This window comes from Candidatus Nitrosotalea bavarica, assembly GCF_900167955.1.
GTDB classification, from domain to species: Archaea; Thermoproteota; Nitrososphaeria; order Nitrososphaerales; family Nitrosopumilaceae; genus Nitrosotalea; species Nitrosotalea bavarica.
In genome coordinates this window covers 55,722-69,216 of sequence record NZ_FUYK01000009.1, presented here as the reverse complement: position 1 = coordinate 69,216, position 13,495 = coordinate 55,722, and the positions used below count along the sequence as shown (strand labels likewise).

The window sequence follows — 13,495 nt, the reverse complement described above, 5'->3', positions numbered from 1 at the left end:
TAGAACATTTGAGCGAAAGGTAAAATATGCTCATTTACAGGATCTAGGATATGAAGAAAGAGTATATTGTCACACGAATAGATGCATCACCGGATGGATCTCCATATGTAATACTCTCGCTTTCTACGTCCAAAGATTTTAGAGAACAAAGTACACCCGCATCACCTTTTGGTGCAGGAGGAGTAATGGGCTTTACAAATATGGATGATATGGTAAAAAACCTCAACAAGATGATGTCTGGAGGAGGTATGGGTCAGCCTGGTAACGTAACCTCAATCAAGCTTGACATGCACGAGTACAAAGAACTAAACCTTGGAGTGGGAGACAAAGTCTTCCTAGAAGTAACAAAAGCAGAATCTATTGGTGTTTAGAAAGGTTATTCTAGTAATTATTGACGAGAAATTTCTCTTCTTAGAATTTGATATGCCCTAGCTGCGTCCTTTTCATATAAGACTGCAACTATATGGTCTTGTCCGAAGAACGCATTAAAAAGCTCGATTCCATTATCATGTAGAATCTCAGATACGTACGAAACTACCTCAGAACTGTGCTCATTTTCGGGAATATGTATGGTTATTTTTGCTAGTCCAGCTTGGGAGGAATTTCTATGTGATGAAAAAGATTCTAAAATTTTTCTTACATCACTTATATCTTCAGTTAAAAATCTAAACGAGTCAGTAGATCTAAAAAATTCGTAATCTGGATCAATTCTCATAAATCTATCCATCAAATCTACGGCATCTTTCATTTCAAAATCATCTGAGAAAAATTTAATGTCAACAATTCCATCAGTTAGAGAAAGTCTTGCATTTTTTAGTACTGTTTCATTTTGCATCTCGTCCTTTTTTTCAAAGGAATCTGCATACCTTTTAATTGCAACAACAATTGTATTGGGATTTACTGGTCCTCCCACATACGACTCGACCTCCTTTTGGAGTTTTATTGCAAGTGATGTGTAATTTATCAAACCCATCTTGATACAGTCGTAAATGGATCTATTTTTTGTAATTATCTCTCTTACTGCATCAGGAACAGAAAGATTCTGAGTTCGCATAGGGTAAATAGCACTACTAATTATATTAATTTATGTAATAAGATGATTCATTATTTCATAATATTTATATAATGTCATACCTATTACATTATATGCATAACCATGACATAACTGACTGGGATGAATTTGATCATCTCTTCCAAAAAATGATGCAACCTTTCAAAAGACTAGATACAATTTGGGACAACATGGAAAGTTCTGACAACACGCAAACATTTGGTCCTTACTACTACGGGTACTCTATGACTGTAGAACCTGATGGAAAACCTGTGATTAAGGAATATGGAAATGTTCGACCAGGTCTTTTACCTACATCGGAGATAAAAGAACCATTTGTAGATGTTATTGTAAATGACAAGGAAAAAGTTCTCAAAATTGTAGCAGAAATGCCTGGAGTAGAAAAGAATAACATAGAAATCGAAGTCGTAGGACAAACTGTAAATCTTGATGCAGAAAATGGTGATAAAAAGTACCATGAAAAAATTCCAATAAAACAAAAGGTTGACGAAGATTCTGTCAAGGCAACATATTCTAATGGAATCTTGGAAGTAAAGTTCAGACTCAAAGAAGAGGATCAACCGCAAGGAAAGAGGGTGACGGTCGAATGACTTTATTTTTTATGGTGATAAAATTATGAGCGAAATTACATTAAAAATTGCAGAGGCAGCCCAAAGACATGTGGGAAAAGGAATAGCTGTAGTAGATCCAAAAATTGTTGAAAACAATGGATGGGAAACTGGCCAAATTCTTGAACTAGTTGGAAATAGAAAAAGTCATGTTAAACTCTGGTCTGGTTCTACTCCAGATTACGACACAGGAATAATCAAAATAGATGGAATTACACGTCATAACATAGGAGCAGGAATAGGCGAAAAGATTACAGTAAAATCTGTTGATGCCGAAGAAGCTGAACAGATAACCCTTTCACCTATTGAAAAACTAGGTGAAGAAGGACTTCAAGAGTATATGCAAACATACTACATGGGTCATGTGTTAACTTCTGGTGATACATTAATTGTAACCACACAGTTGGGTGGAAAAACACAACTTGTTGTAAGTGGTACTAAGCCATCTGCAAAACCTGTCATTATATCAGAACAGACCGAGTTCAAATTGGGAGCCATGACTAAAGCCATTGATAATTCTATTCCAAGGATAACCTATGATGATCTTGGCGGACTAAGAAATGAAGTTCAGAAGATCCGAGAGATGGTAGAACTTCCTATGCGACACCCAGAACTATTTGAAAAACTAGGAGTTGAGGCACCAAAAGGCGTATTGCTTTACGGACCACCCGGAACAGGAAAGACACTTTTAGCAAAAGCAGTGGCAGGAGAAACTAATTCTCACTTTACTTCCCTTAGTGGTCCTGAAATTATTGGAAAATTCTATGGAGAAAGTGAAGAGCGATTACGGGATATATTCAAACAAGCAGAGGAAAATGCACCAAGTATTATATTCATTGATGAAATTGACTCGATAGCTCCAAAGAGGGAAGAAGTAACTGGAGAGGTAGAAAAGAGAATTGTATCACAGCTTCTAACTTTGATGGATGGAATGAAATCAAGAGGCAAGGTAGTTGTAATTGCGGCAACAAATAGGCCAGATTCAATTGATCCGGCATTACGAAGACCAGGAAGATTTGATCGTGAAATAGAGATTGGAATTCCAGATCAACAGGGAAGACGAGAGATACTAAATATTCATACAAGAGGTATGCCAATTGAAGAAAAAGTAAACTTGGATCAGATTGCAAGAGTTACTCATGGATTTGTAGGAGCTGATTTGGAAATGCTTGCAAAAGAAGCTGCCATGAGATCCCTTCGAAAAATTCTACCTGATTTGGATCTAGAAGCAGAAAAAATTCCAAATGAAATTCTTCAAAAAATTATCATTACAGATAACGATTTCAAAGATGCACTAAAAGATGTTAGACCGTCTGCACTACGAGAAGTTCTAGTTCAGATACCAGATGTTACATGGGAAGATGTAGGCGGCTTGGAATCATTAAAAGAGGAACTCTATGAAGCCGTGGAATGGCCACTCAAACACAAAGAAGCATTCGAGTATACTGATGTTGCAACTCCCAAGGGAATCTTACTTTATGGACCACCCGGAACAGGAAAGACACTGATTGCAAAGGCAGTAGCACACACCTCTGAATCTAATTTTATTAGCATCAAAGGTCCCGAACTATTATCAAAATGGGTAGGTGAATCTGAAAAAGGAGTTCGTGAAATATTCAGAAAGGCACGTCAAGCTGCTCCATGTATCATATTTCTTGACGAGCTTGATTCATTGGCTCCAAGTCGAGGCTCAGGGGGCTCTGACTCTAATGTCACAGAAAGAGTAGTGTCCCAACTACTAACTGAAATAGATGGACTTGAAGAATTACATAACGTATTGATAATTGGTGCAACCAACAGAGTAGATCTTATCGACAGTGCATTACTAAGACCAGGAAGATTTGATAGAATCATTGAGGTACCATTGCCGGACACAAAGGGACGTGAAAACATATTCAAAATACACACAAGAAAGAAACCACTTGCAGAAGGCATCGACTTTACAAAGCTAGTACAATTGACTAATGGCTTTAGCGGCGCAGAAATAGAAGGAGCGTGCAATAGAGCTGCTATGAGTTCCATACGAAGATATGTGAATAAAAAAGAAAAAAATGTAAAATCAATTAAAATAACTCAGGAAGACTTGGAAAATGCAATCCAGAAGATGCGACCACTTGCTGTAAAACCAAAATCAGTAGTAACGCCAGCAATTATATGATAAATTGAGTAATGTATAATGACGGCAAAGGAAGCAATTCTCTATCAAAAATTACCTAACGACAAGGTTCGATGTACAGCATGTGCTAGATACTGCGAAATTGGAAAAGATCAGGTTGGTCTATGTGGAATTAGAGCAAATAACAATGGCAAACTTGATCTTCTTGCATATGGTAAAGTAATCACTGGTCATGTAGATCCAATTGAGAAAAAACCTGTAACGCATTATAGGCCTGGTACAAGCATATTTTCTATTGCCACAACTGGTTGCAATTGGTTATGCAAATACTGTCAAAACTATGACATCAGTCAACGAAGAAAGATAGAAGGAACTGATATGACACCTCAAGAAGTAGTTGATTCAGCAAAACAATCAGGTGCTGATGGAATTGCGTATACTTACAATGAGCCATCTATATTTATTGAGTTTGCACGAGACTGTGGAGTAATTGCAAGAAAAAACGGATTGTTTAACATATTTGTCTCCAATGGTTATGATACTCCTGATACAGTCAACATGATGAATGAATTTCTTGATTGTATTACAATAGATTTTAAAGGAAATGCAGAACCTCAATTTTCACGAAAATATATTGGAATTCTAGATCCTCAACCAATATTTGATACCCTTAAGGAAATTCATAGCAAAACAAAGATTCACGTGGAAATAACTGACTTGGTAGTGCCACAAGTTGGTGACAATTTAGAATATGCTCGAAAGTTATGTAAATTCATCTATGATGAGTTTGGACCTGACATGCCAATACATTTTCTTAGATTTCATCCAGATTACAAAATGATGGACTTTGAGCCAACACCAATACCTACACTTGAGAAACATTATGAAATTGCAAAGGAGATTGGGCTCAATTATGCCTATTTAGGAAATGTCCCAGGTCATAGTCTTGAAAATACATACTGCCCTCAGTGCAAGAAAATTGTAGTCAAAAGATACGGTTTTGATATACAAGGGTGGTATATTGACAATAAAAATAACTGTAATTTTTGTGGTAATAAAATAGCAATTGAAGGAAAACTTTCTGAAAATTACAAACAAAATCGATTCCAGTTTATTCTATAAAGTAAAAATCCAATATCATCAAAAATCAATTTTGGAATTTTAATCAAAGGTTAAATATCGTGTAACTCGAATTAATGCATGCCAACTACCTACATTTTGATTAATTCCGATCTAGGCTCTGATGTTGAGATAATTCAAAAAATAAAACAGATACTTGACAACGAAAATGGTATACAGTATGAGGTCCAAGGGGTGTATGGCGTATACGATATCATAGTCAAGATTACAGCAGATTCGATGGATCTTCTAAGAAGTATAATCACAAATAAGATTAGAAAAATAGACAAGGTTTACTCTACTTTGACTATGATGGTAATTGAAGAGCAAGAAAGATAACTTAGCCTCTTTTTATTGCATCAGCTACGGTCTGAATTTCTGATTCTGTATTGAAGAAATGGGGAGAAGCCCTTACAATCTTTTTAGTAAAAATATCTCTTACCGCAAGTATCATGTTCTCTTTTTCGAGTCTAGCAACCAAAGTCTTGGAATCTTTATCTTGAATAGAAAATGAGACTATGCTTGTCCGTTTTTCCTCCTTCTCTGGTCCATACAGAGTTATACCATTAATTTTGGAAATCTCCTCACGTAATAGATTAGCAAGCATGATGTTTCTTTCTCTAATGGTTTTCATTCCTATTTTTTTCAAATAACTTAGTGATGCTTCAAGACATGCAACACCTGACCAGTTACGAAAACCTGCCTGAAATCTAGCAGGCATTTCTTTATACACGATCTTATTTTCATGAAAGATTGCAGATTCTCCACCTACCTGAAGTGGTTCTATAAGTTCACCTGAATCTCTTCTACAAAAGAAGACTCCCATTCCCATTGGACCACATAACCACTTGGATCCATTAAAGGACATGAAATTACATTTTATTTTATTTACATCTACATCACTAATACATCCTACAGTTTGTGCTGCATCGACAAAATATGGTATGTTCTTCTCTGAAAGGATCTTACCAATCTCTTCAACTGGAAGTATTGCACCAGTGTTAAACAATGCATGACTTAATGCAACAAGTCCTGTTCTTTCATCTATTGTATTCTTAAATGAATCAAGTTCAAAGTAACCTGTTTCATCTGCGTGAAGATTTCTTAACTCAACTCTCTGGCCTACTCTTACCCATGGATAATGATTAGCTGGGTGTTCATGAGTCGATCCACGTATCACAATATTGGAGTTTGAATTCATTTTCAATCCATTTGCTACAAAGTTTATTCCATCAGTTACACTCTGGGTAAGTATTACTTCCTCTGGCCTACATTTGATTAATTCTGAAATTTCCTTACGCAAATTAGTCAGTCTTTCTCTTACATAATTATCAGAAGCCGCTGAGTCAGGACCAAGTTCATTATACTTTACTAGAAAATCACTCATTGCTGATATGCTTGATCTTGGCATTCTAGAAGTAGAAGCATTATTGAGATAGATTTTCTCTTTGTATGGAAAATCTTGGGAATAATCTAAATTCATTATTATATTACAATCTACTAGTCTTTGTATTGTTTAAAAATCCTAATGGTGACTTGGACTCATCTAAATTAAATTTGCAAACAATACTAGAACAGGACCTTATTAATTCTGTATTTTACGCTGATCCATTTTTGAAGGCAGGATTTATCTCCAAGTTAGTTCAAAATACAAAACTTGAAGTCTTGTACTTGGATCTTGATCTACTATATAGCGGATACGTAGTCTCTGGAATACTCCCTACACAAAAAAATGTAACTTTGTTTCAACCTACTACTGAAACTTTACATCAAATACTCAAAGAGATCCTAGTCAAAGCAAGTCTATCACAGACTATAATCATTATAGATTCACTTAACGGACTTTTTAATATCTTAAATCGGAAAAAGAACATTGGAAAAGCTATCATGTCTATCATTATGTTACTTACAAGTATAGCAAAGATCACTAAATCTTACCTTGTTGTTGCAAGCATGGTTAGATTCAAAAAGGAAGAGGGATGGATCTTGTCACCTACAGGTAAGCGTCTGATTGAAACAAAAAACAGCAAGAAAATTCTTCTTGAATATGGAGTAGATGGTATTGTAATGAGCATGCCTAGCGATTCAAGCAAACTTGTTATCTCTTCAAATTTGATTCCACTAGTCTAGTCTTTTTATTATGTGATATCCAAACTGAGTTTTTATAATATCTGAGACTTTTCCTTTTTCCAGTGCAAATGCCGCTTTTTCAAATTCTGATATCATAGCTCCTCTAGAAAAAAATCCAAGATCTCCACCCCTCTTTTTTGAGACATCTATTGAATATTCTTTGGCAAGATTTGCAAAACTCTCACCTTTTGCAATTCTTGTCTTAAGATCTTGTGCAATACTTAGTTTTTCAACTAAAATATGCGCACAATGAATTTTACTTCCCATGATATTTTAGATTAATAATAAATTATAAAAAACATCGGTTCAGATAATTCTCATTCTAAAGATTTGGAATAAGCTGATCGCAAATTAACGGTGTTATAAAATTTCCAAACGCCGTTATAACATGGCATTTTTCAGCAAGTTATATTAAGATCTTTTCTCGAAGTACACAACATGCCAGTCGGAATTATTCCAGATATAGGCGAACAAATGTGCATAGGTTGTGCACTCTGCGTAGAGATCTGTACAACACTAGGCCCAGACGTATTAAGAGTAAAACCAGTAGAAGGTTGGAAGAGAGGTAAAGCATTTGTATTTTATCCAGAGAGATGCATTTCAGATGGTGCATGCATAGGTGTATGCCCAACAAAAGCAATCTTTTGGATGAGACCAATGGACTTTACTGTAGGTCAACCAGTACCACTCTACAGAAACTCTATATTCGTCAAGGGTTGGACCGAACTAATCGATTAAGTCCTAACATCAAAATCTCTTTTTATTATTTTTAATTTCTCTACTTAGTTTTCTACATATATGGATCCTCTGCTTATGATATATTGTGAGTAAACCTGGAAATATTTGGAGAAAAGTACATGGCAAAATTGCAAAGAAACCTACTAATTTTAGTTGGTTGATTAATGACAAGTTAGCCGGAAGTGGAATGCCTACTTCTCTTTCTGAAATAGATTGGATACAAAAACAAGGAGTAAGATCTATTATTACAATGACTGAGAACTCACTTCCTGAATCATGGGTAAAAAATGTAAAATATCTTCATGTTCCAACAGAAGATTTCTCAGCACCTGATATGGAACAAATTGATGAAGCAATTGAGTTTATACAAAATAGACTTGAAAATAATGAACCTGTAATGGTTCATTGTGCTGCAGGCATTGGAAGAACTGGTACAATTCTTGCCTGTTATCTTGTAAAATATCATAAACTTTCAGCAAAAGATGCTATACAAAAAGTACGAAAAGAAAGACCTGGTTCTATCCAGTCTGAATCTCAAGAAATAGCAATCAGTCTATACTACAAGTTCCTTAACAAGTAGTTTATTCTGGTATTGATTTAGCTACCATCTTGCCATTTTCTAGTTTGATGAAGAGAAACCTATTGTCTTTGAAGATCAAGGTTATCTGATCTTCTTTTTCTGACTTGTCTTCAACTTCTAGTAATTCTTGTCCTCTAATTCCATCGAATTTTGCCATATCGATACATCAATAATTCCATTTATATCCTATTTGGTAACTTCGATCTCGATTTCCTTAGAGTTTACAGTTTCATCAAATGGTTCTGCATAATCATGTTTGAACCAAGACACATGAATCTCAGCTCCTATCTTATGTTTACCAACTCCAAGATCAGATGCATTGAACTGTATTTTTTCATCAAAATCAAGAAGCAACTGTTGTGCATCCACTTGATTTTTTGGAATGAACGGTTCGAAATTCTTGGATATCTGTACCCAAACTTTCTTCTCTCCCATCTGAGTCAGCTTTGGATTACGTGTCCAAAAAAGGGCAACTTTCTTGTACGTCTCTATGGGCTTACCAATCTCTTTCTTTCTAAGCCCACTAGTATGGAGCTTTACCCCATATCGCAACTTGAAGGCATTGTCGTGATTATTGTAAGCTTTTTCCCAATTTTTCTCATTGAATGCTTCCCGGAAGGCTCCTGTTATAGAGAATTTTACGTCTATAGCAACGTTATCATCTATTTTTGGTTTATCAGGAGATTTCTCAAGAGAAACTTCACTTATTGCATTTTTATCGCTAGTCAACAATTGGTAATGGTTTATATCCTCAATAAGTATTTTTTTGACTTACATGGATGTTCAACTGAAGAAATCTTCGCCAAAAGAGGTTCAATTGGACATAAGAAAATCAGACATTAGCACTCTTTACATAGTCCAATATGAGATGCTCAAAGATCCGACTGTAGAGTTTGCAGGTGTAGTCTTGAAACATCCATTGACCAAACAACTCTCAATGCGAGTAAATACTTCAAAAGGAAATCCGGTGAAGGAAATTGAGAAAGCAACAAAGACTGCTATAGAGTACACTGATGAATTAAAAAAAGCAATTTTTTCTAAAATTAAGGGTGTTTAAATGAAATTCTGCCCCAAGTGTCAGGCTCGATTAAAGATAGATAGCTCTGACTCTGAATTTGTATGTCCAAAATGCGGATATAGTGAAAAAGGAAACAAGATAACAAAAGAAGTAAAAAATGAAATTGCTCCCTCAATCATCTCTTTGGATGAAAAAGAAATGAAAGAGGCATTACCAACAATTAAGATCGAATGTGAAAAGTGCGGACATAATGAAGCTGTTTGGTGGATGCTTCAGACAAGAAGTGCAGATGAACCTACCACCCAGTTTTATCGATGTGTTAAATGTAGCTATACTTGGCGCAACTACGCATAAGGTTTAACTTGAACATTCTGGAGATCTGAGTAAGTTTGGTATTTTCTGCAAAGACTGGAGGTTCTGAAGAATGGAAAGCTGTCATATCAGCCATATCAACTCTAGTTGAGGAAGCTACATTTGAAGCAACAGGTGAAGGAATTGCTTTTAGGGGTATGGATCCATCACATGTAGCACTAATCGATATTGCTTGGCCTAATTCTGCATTTGAAAAATATGTTTGTGATCAGGATGTTAAGTTTGGAGTCAGAATAGACGAGTTTTCAAAATTGATCAAAAGAGCTGATAAAAAAGACAATATAGAAATTAGCATTTCTGAAGATAATCTTTTACTTGTTACAATAGGTAAAAATAAAAAATACAAGATGAGATTAATTGAAAGTTCAGCAACCGATACACCACTCCCAAAAATTACTTACAATGCAAAAGTGGGAGTTACATCTGGAGAATTTGATAAAATACTTGGTGATATCCAAGTAGTATCAGAATATCTCTCAATTAATGCTACTCCTACAAAAGCAGAATTTTCAGGACGCGGTGATTCTGGTGAGGCAATTATAACACTTGAAAAAGGGATGCCTGAAATACCAGAGATTGAAGTCAAGGAAGATAGCAACGCAACCTATAGCTTGGAATATCTCAATAGTATAGTAAAAGCGGTAGGTACGGTTGCAGGCACCGTAGTTTGTGAATTTTCAAGTAAAATGCCACTCAGATTAGAATTTAAGGTTGCAAACATTGGAAGAATTCACTTTTACCTTGCTCCTAGAGTTGAAAGTTAAAAGATTTTAAGGATAATAGGGCGAGGTTATACTGATTTGAAACTTGTTCTAAAATTTGGAGGAACCTCTGTTTCCTCTCCACAAAATATACGAAACGTTGCAAGTCTAATAAAAAAACTAACAAAGGAACATAAAATAATTCCAGTGTTTTCTGCCATAAGTGGAGTTACCGACGATTTAATCCGAATAACAAATTTAATTCAAAACAGAAATAAAGAAGCTGCAAACTCACTTGTAAAAAAAATTATCAAAATGCATATTGATATTGCAAATCAATGTGTAAAGAATTCAAAGATAAAAAAAGAATTACTAGATAAGATGAAAACAGATCTTGATGAACTTCAAGATCTATTACATGGAATGCTACTACTTGGAGAAGTCACACCACGATCTTCTGATTACTTGATCTCATTTGGTGAGAGATTATCCATCAATTTGATTACTTTTACATTAAATGAAATAGGTGTGAAAGCGGTACCTATGACAGGGAAAGATGTAGGAATAGTTACAGATTCTAATTTTGGAGGAGCAAAACCCCTTATGGACACTACACGACTACATGTTTCTCATACCGTAGAAAATCTCTTGCAAAAAAAGATCATGCCAGTAATTGGAGGATTTGCTGGTGCAGATCAACATGGTAACATAACTACATTTGGTAGAGGGGGTTCTGATTACACGGCAACAATTATCGCATCTAGTATCAAGGCTGATGAAGTTTGGTTGATGAGTGATGTAGATGGTTTGATGACAACTGATCCAAAAATTGTAAAAAATGCTAAACTAATCAAAGAAGTATCATATATTGAAGCAATGGAAATGGCACTATTTGGTGCAAAATATATTCATCCAAGAGCACTTGAACCACTTGTTACAAAAAAAATTCCTTTACGTATACGAAATACGTTTAATGTAGATAATTCTGGTACACTAGTTACTGCTACTCCACAAGCTGATACTCAAAAGATGGTAAAGTGTGTAAGTACAATTAGACATACTGGACTCATTGATGTTCGAGGTGGAAGTATGGTTGGTGCTCCGGGTACTGCAGCAACAATATTTTCTATTCTTGCAAAAGAAGGAATTAACATAATGATGATATCTCAAAGTCCATCAGAATCATCTATATCGATAATTGTAAAAAAGAATGATTTGGATAAAGCAGTAAATGCACTTGAAATGAACCTGCTTGGAAAGATCATAAAAAAAGTGGATGTTACAGTGGATGTATCCATAATTGCCCTCATAGGTTCTGGAATGAGGGGAATGGCAGGAGTTGCTTCCAAAGTATTTACAGCTGTAGCAAAAAAAGGCATAAATGTAATAATGATAGCACAAGGTTCTTCTGAGCTTAATCTTGCTTTTGTAGTCAAAGATTCTGACTGTAATGTAGCAGTACAGGCATTACATGATGAGTTTGAACTTGGAAAATAGGCAAAGTTATTTCTAAAAGCATATTTATGTAAATTGAATATTGAGAGCGTATGAATAGACTCCTGCTTTTATCAATTATGGCAATAGTTGGAGTTCTGATAATTTCTATTCCATTACTTAACAATCAACTTGCCAATGCAGGTTCAACAAAAAAAATTCAGTTTACTCAAACAATTACATCATCACAAGATCCTGGACTTGGTCATAATACAGAACAGATGGCAATAATCTTGCCGCCAAACAGCGGTTCTATTTATCATGGTTCAATTACATATAGCTCAAGTCAACCAGTTCAAATTGTTGTTTTACATCAAATCGATAAGAGTGATTCAAAAGGTCAACCAATTTGGACAGTAGATAACAATACATTTTATGCTCTAACAACAATTGATTCAAATTCAAATAGCGGCAGTTTAGATTTCACAGGTTCTGCTATCGGTCTTCATTCTACAAATTCTAGTCAATTTACTGCAACTGTAAGTGTAGACGGTTGGATAAGAGTAATAACCCCTGAAGTAGGTCAGACTACACCACTACCAACTGAGAATTATACCATAAAACTTGTAAAAAGTACTATTCCGGTACAGATACCCATGCATGAAGGAATAGTAAACGGAAAAACTGTTTACTATATAATAACAGATTCAAGCAACGAACTTGTTGCTAATACTATTTCAGACAAACAAAACTGGAAAGTTCATCTTTCTCCCGTCTTGGCCCATGCTCCGCTAATATCATTTGGTAACATGTTTGTCTTTACAAATGGAATTACTGGTAATGGAACAGATGGCTATCAAGATGATGTGTTATCATTTACACCCTCTGACAAACAATATAGTCCATTAAGCAAAGTGGTTGAAGTATCTTGGAATATAGGACGGGGACCATTCATTCTTAATTCTACACAAGCAATTCTTGATGCAAACATGACAGGAAAAATAAGATTGGTTGTGACTGATACAATTATGAATACTCCGGAGATAATATGGGATAATGGCGCATTGAATGTAAGAACCAACAAAGTCTTGTCAGATCAGACATCATATCTTGGTGGACAAGTACTTGACATCAATATGGATAACATGACAGCTACCTTTGTAGGACACAGGGGATGGGGTCCTGATGGAAAAACAATATACTATATCATAACTTCAGGAACTCCTGAAGGACCTACCCAGACTATGAAAATTCAAAATGTACCTTCACTTTCAATTCTTGAATCATCTTCAAGAGATCTCTATCACTTTGCTAATGGTTTACAAGGTGCTGGACCATTTGGTTACCAAGAAGGAATATCTAGTGCACAACCAGGTGATTCTACTTACAGTCCTATTTGTAAAGTCTCAATAATAACTTGGAATGATCCTCATAATGCAAAAATTCTAGAAAATAAAAATGACATTGACTATGAAATATCATCTGGAGAAATAACAGTGCAAGAGGCATCAGTTCTTGACAAGAATTACATCCTTGATTGTCCAATCATAGACAATCCATAAAATCATGAAAAGGGATAAATTTACTTTGAAAATATCATAAGTTTG

General features: G+C 35.3%; 18 protein-coding genes. 13 read left to right on the top strand and 5 right to left on the bottom strand.

Annotated elements, in window-relative coordinates:
* The first annotated feature begins 50 nt into the window (after positions 1-50).
* The gene (locus C0Q33_RS06595) at positions 51-371 is read left to right on the top strand and encodes a hypothetical protein (protein WP_101477813.1); all 321 of its coding nucleotides are present in this window, start codon (positions 51-53) and stop codon (positions 369-371) included.
* 17 nt (positions 372-388) lie between these two features.
* On the opposite strand, the gene C0Q33_RS06590 is transcribed toward C0Q33_RS06595, so the two are convergent.
* Positions 389-1,054, bottom strand: a complete 666-nt coding sequence (locus C0Q33_RS06590; RefSeq protein ID WP_101477812.1) for a hypothetical protein — start codon at positions 1,052-1,054, stop codon at positions 389-391.
* 92 nt (positions 1,055-1,146) lie between these two features.
* Between C0Q33_RS06590 and hsp20 the strand changes: the two genes are divergently transcribed.
* The 4 genes from hsp20 to C0Q33_RS06570 all read left to right on the top strand — a co-directional run bounded on the left by hsp20 (position 1,147) and on the right by C0Q33_RS06570 (position 5,254).
* A complete protein-coding gene (gene hsp20 / locus C0Q33_RS06585) occupies positions 1,147-1,662 on the top strand; it encodes an archaeal heat shock protein Hsp20 (RefSeq protein ID WP_177996820.1) in 516 nt (171 codons plus the stop codon).
* A gap of 25 nt (positions 1,663-1,687) precedes the next feature.
* Complete coding sequence (locus C0Q33_RS06580) at positions 1,688-3,838, top strand: CDC48 family AAA ATPase (protein WP_101477811.1); 2,151 nt, start codon at positions 1,688-1,690, stop codon at positions 3,836-3,838.
* 18 nt (positions 3,839-3,856) lie between these two features.
* Positions 3,857-4,918, top strand: a complete 1,062-nt coding sequence (gene amrS / locus C0Q33_RS06575) for an AmmeMemoRadiSam system radical SAM enzyme (RefSeq protein ID WP_101477810.1) — start codon at positions 3,857-3,859, stop codon at positions 4,916-4,918.
* 78 nt (positions 4,919-4,996) lie between these two features.
* Entirely contained in the window at positions 4,997-5,254 is a 258-nt protein-coding gene (locus C0Q33_RS06570) for an Lrp/AsnC ligand binding domain-containing protein (protein WP_101477809.1), read from the top strand.
* Position 5,255: 1 nt separating this feature from the next.
* Here C0Q33_RS06570 and C0Q33_RS06565 read toward each other — a convergent pair whose 3' ends face one another.
* On the bottom strand, positions 5,256-6,398 hold the full coding sequence (locus tag C0Q33_RS06565) for an aminotransferase class V-fold PLP-dependent enzyme (RefSeq protein ID WP_101477808.1): 1,143 nt from the start codon (positions 6,396-6,398) through the stop codon (positions 5,256-5,258).
* Positions 6,399-6,427: 29 nt separating this feature from the next.
* Here C0Q33_RS06565 and C0Q33_RS06560 point away from each other — a divergent pair, with 29 nt between their 5' ends.
* The gene (locus C0Q33_RS06560) at positions 6,428-7,045 is read left to right on the top strand and encodes a hypothetical protein (RefSeq protein WP_133121031.1); all 618 of its coding nucleotides are present in this window, start codon (positions 6,428-6,430) and stop codon (positions 7,043-7,045) included.
* Here the strand turns inward: C0Q33_RS06560 and C0Q33_RS06555 are convergent.
* The gene (locus C0Q33_RS06555) at positions 7,037-7,312 is read right to left on the bottom strand and encodes a peptidylprolyl isomerase (RefSeq protein WP_101477806.1); all 276 of its coding nucleotides are present in this window, start codon (positions 7,310-7,312) and stop codon (positions 7,037-7,039) included. The two genes, C0Q33_RS06560 and C0Q33_RS06555, sit on opposite strands and share 9 nt — an antisense overlap.
* Before the next feature lie 171 nt (positions 7,313-7,483).
* On the opposite strand from C0Q33_RS06555, the gene C0Q33_RS06550 reads away from it, so the two are divergent.
* Both C0Q33_RS06550 and C0Q33_RS06545 read left to right on the top strand, forming a co-directional pair.
* Entirely contained in the window at positions 7,484-7,783 is a 300-nt protein-coding gene (locus tag C0Q33_RS06550; RefSeq protein ID WP_101477805.1) for an NADH-quinone oxidoreductase subunit I, read from the top strand.
* 85 nt (positions 7,784-7,868) lie between these two features.
* Complete coding sequence (locus tag C0Q33_RS06545) at positions 7,869-8,363, top strand: dual specificity protein phosphatase 23 (RefSeq protein ID WP_101477804.1); 495 nt, start codon at positions 7,869-7,871, stop codon at positions 8,361-8,363.
* A gap of 1 nt (position 8,364) precedes the next feature.
* Here C0Q33_RS06545 and C0Q33_RS09295 read toward each other — a convergent pair whose 3' ends face one another.
* Together C0Q33_RS09295 and C0Q33_RS06540 are read right to left on the bottom strand one after the other, a co-directional pair.
* A complete protein-coding gene (locus C0Q33_RS09295; RefSeq protein ID WP_165776461.1) occupies positions 8,365-8,520 on the bottom strand; it encodes a hypothetical protein in 156 nt (51 codons plus the stop codon).
* A gap of 29 nt (positions 8,521-8,549) precedes the next feature.
* The gene (locus C0Q33_RS06540) at positions 8,550-9,092 is read right to left on the bottom strand and encodes a hypothetical protein (RefSeq protein ID WP_101477852.1); all 543 of its coding nucleotides are present in this window, start codon (positions 9,090-9,092) and stop codon (positions 8,550-8,552) included.
* A gap of 46 nt (positions 9,093-9,138) precedes the next feature.
* Between C0Q33_RS06540 and C0Q33_RS06535 the strand changes: the two genes are divergently transcribed.
* Genes C0Q33_RS06535 through C0Q33_RS06515 form a run of 5 tightly spaced genes read left to right on the top strand, consistent with a single transcriptional unit; the run spans position 9,139 to position 13,450 of the window.
* Complete coding sequence (locus C0Q33_RS06535; protein WP_101477803.1) at positions 9,139-9,420, top strand: RpoL/Rpb11 RNA polymerase subunit family protein; 282 nt, start codon at positions 9,139-9,141, stop codon at positions 9,418-9,420.
* Positions 9,421-9,735 carry a transcription factor S gene (locus C0Q33_RS06530; RefSeq protein ID WP_101477802.1) on the top strand — a complete coding sequence of 105 codons (315 nt, stop codon included), beginning with the start codon at positions 9,421-9,423 and terminating at the stop codon, positions 9,733-9,735. It abuts the gene before it with no gap.
* Positions 9,736-9,770: 35 nt separating this feature from the next.
* A complete protein-coding gene (gene pcn / locus C0Q33_RS06525) occupies positions 9,771-10,517 on the top strand; it encodes a proliferating cell nuclear antigen (pcna) (protein WP_101477801.1) in 747 nt (248 codons plus the stop codon).
* 36 nt (positions 10,518-10,553) lie between these two features.
* Complete coding sequence (locus tag C0Q33_RS06520) at positions 10,554-11,951, top strand: aspartate kinase (protein ID WP_101477800.1); 1,398 nt, start codon at positions 10,554-10,556, stop codon at positions 11,949-11,951.
* A 50-nt stretch (positions 11,952-12,001) separates the two neighbouring features.
* Positions 12,002-13,450: a DUF7482 domain-containing protein gene (locus C0Q33_RS06515; protein WP_133121030.1), complete on the top strand. Its 1,449-nt coding sequence runs from the start codon at positions 12,002-12,004 to the stop codon at positions 13,448-13,450.
* Positions 13,451-13,495 lie beyond the last annotated feature (45 nt).

What these genes read in the sequence shown, in the direction of transcription:
- C0Q33_RS06515 (WP_133121030.1), top strand. Translation starts at nt 12,002, where the DNA reads ATGAATAGACTCCTGCTTTTATCAATTATGGCAATAGTTGGAGTTCTG.
- C0Q33_RS06535 (WP_101477803.1), top strand. Translation starts at nt 9,139, where the DNA reads ATGGATGTTCAACTGAAGAAATCTTCGCCAAAAGAGGTTCAATTGGAC.
- hsp20 (WP_177996820.1), top strand. Translation starts at nt 1,147, where the DNA reads ATGCATAACCATGACATAACTGACTGGGATGAATTTGATCATCTCTTC.
- C0Q33_RS06590 (WP_101477812.1), bottom strand. Translation starts at nt 1,054, where the DNA reads ATGCGAACTCAGAATCTTTCTGTTCCTGATGCAGTAAGAGAGATAATT.
- C0Q33_RS06530 (WP_101477802.1), top strand. Translation starts at nt 9,421, where the DNA reads ATGAAATTCTGCCCCAAGTGTCAGGCTCGATTAAAGATAGATAGCTCT.
- C0Q33_RS06580 (WP_101477811.1), top strand. Translation starts at nt 1,688, where the DNA reads ATGAGCGAAATTACATTAAAAATTGCAGAGGCAGCCCAAAGACATGTG.
- C0Q33_RS06555 (WP_101477806.1), bottom strand. Translation starts at nt 7,312, where the DNA reads ATGGGAAGTAAAATTCATTGTGCGCATATTTTAGTTGAAAAACTAAGT.
- C0Q33_RS09295 (WP_165776461.1), bottom strand. Translation starts at nt 8,520, where the DNA reads ATGGCAAAATTCGATGGAATTAGAGGACAAGAATTACTAGAAGTTGAA.
- C0Q33_RS06570 (WP_101477809.1), top strand. Translation starts at nt 4,997, where the DNA reads ATGCCAACTACCTACATTTTGATTAATTCCGATCTAGGCTCTGATGTT.
- amrS (WP_101477810.1), top strand. Translation starts at nt 3,857, where the DNA reads ATGACGGCAAAGGAAGCAATTCTCTATCAAAAATTACCTAACGACAAG.
- C0Q33_RS06550 (WP_101477805.1), top strand. Translation starts at nt 7,484, where the DNA reads ATGCCAGTCGGAATTATTCCAGATATAGGCGAACAAATGTGCATAGGT.
- C0Q33_RS06565 (WP_101477808.1), bottom strand. Translation starts at nt 6,398, where the DNA reads ATGAATTTAGATTATTCCCAAGATTTTCCATACAAAGAGAAAATCTAT.
- C0Q33_RS06595 (WP_101477813.1), top strand. Translation starts at nt 51, where the DNA reads ATGAAGAAAGAGTATATTGTCACACGAATAGATGCATCACCGGATGGA.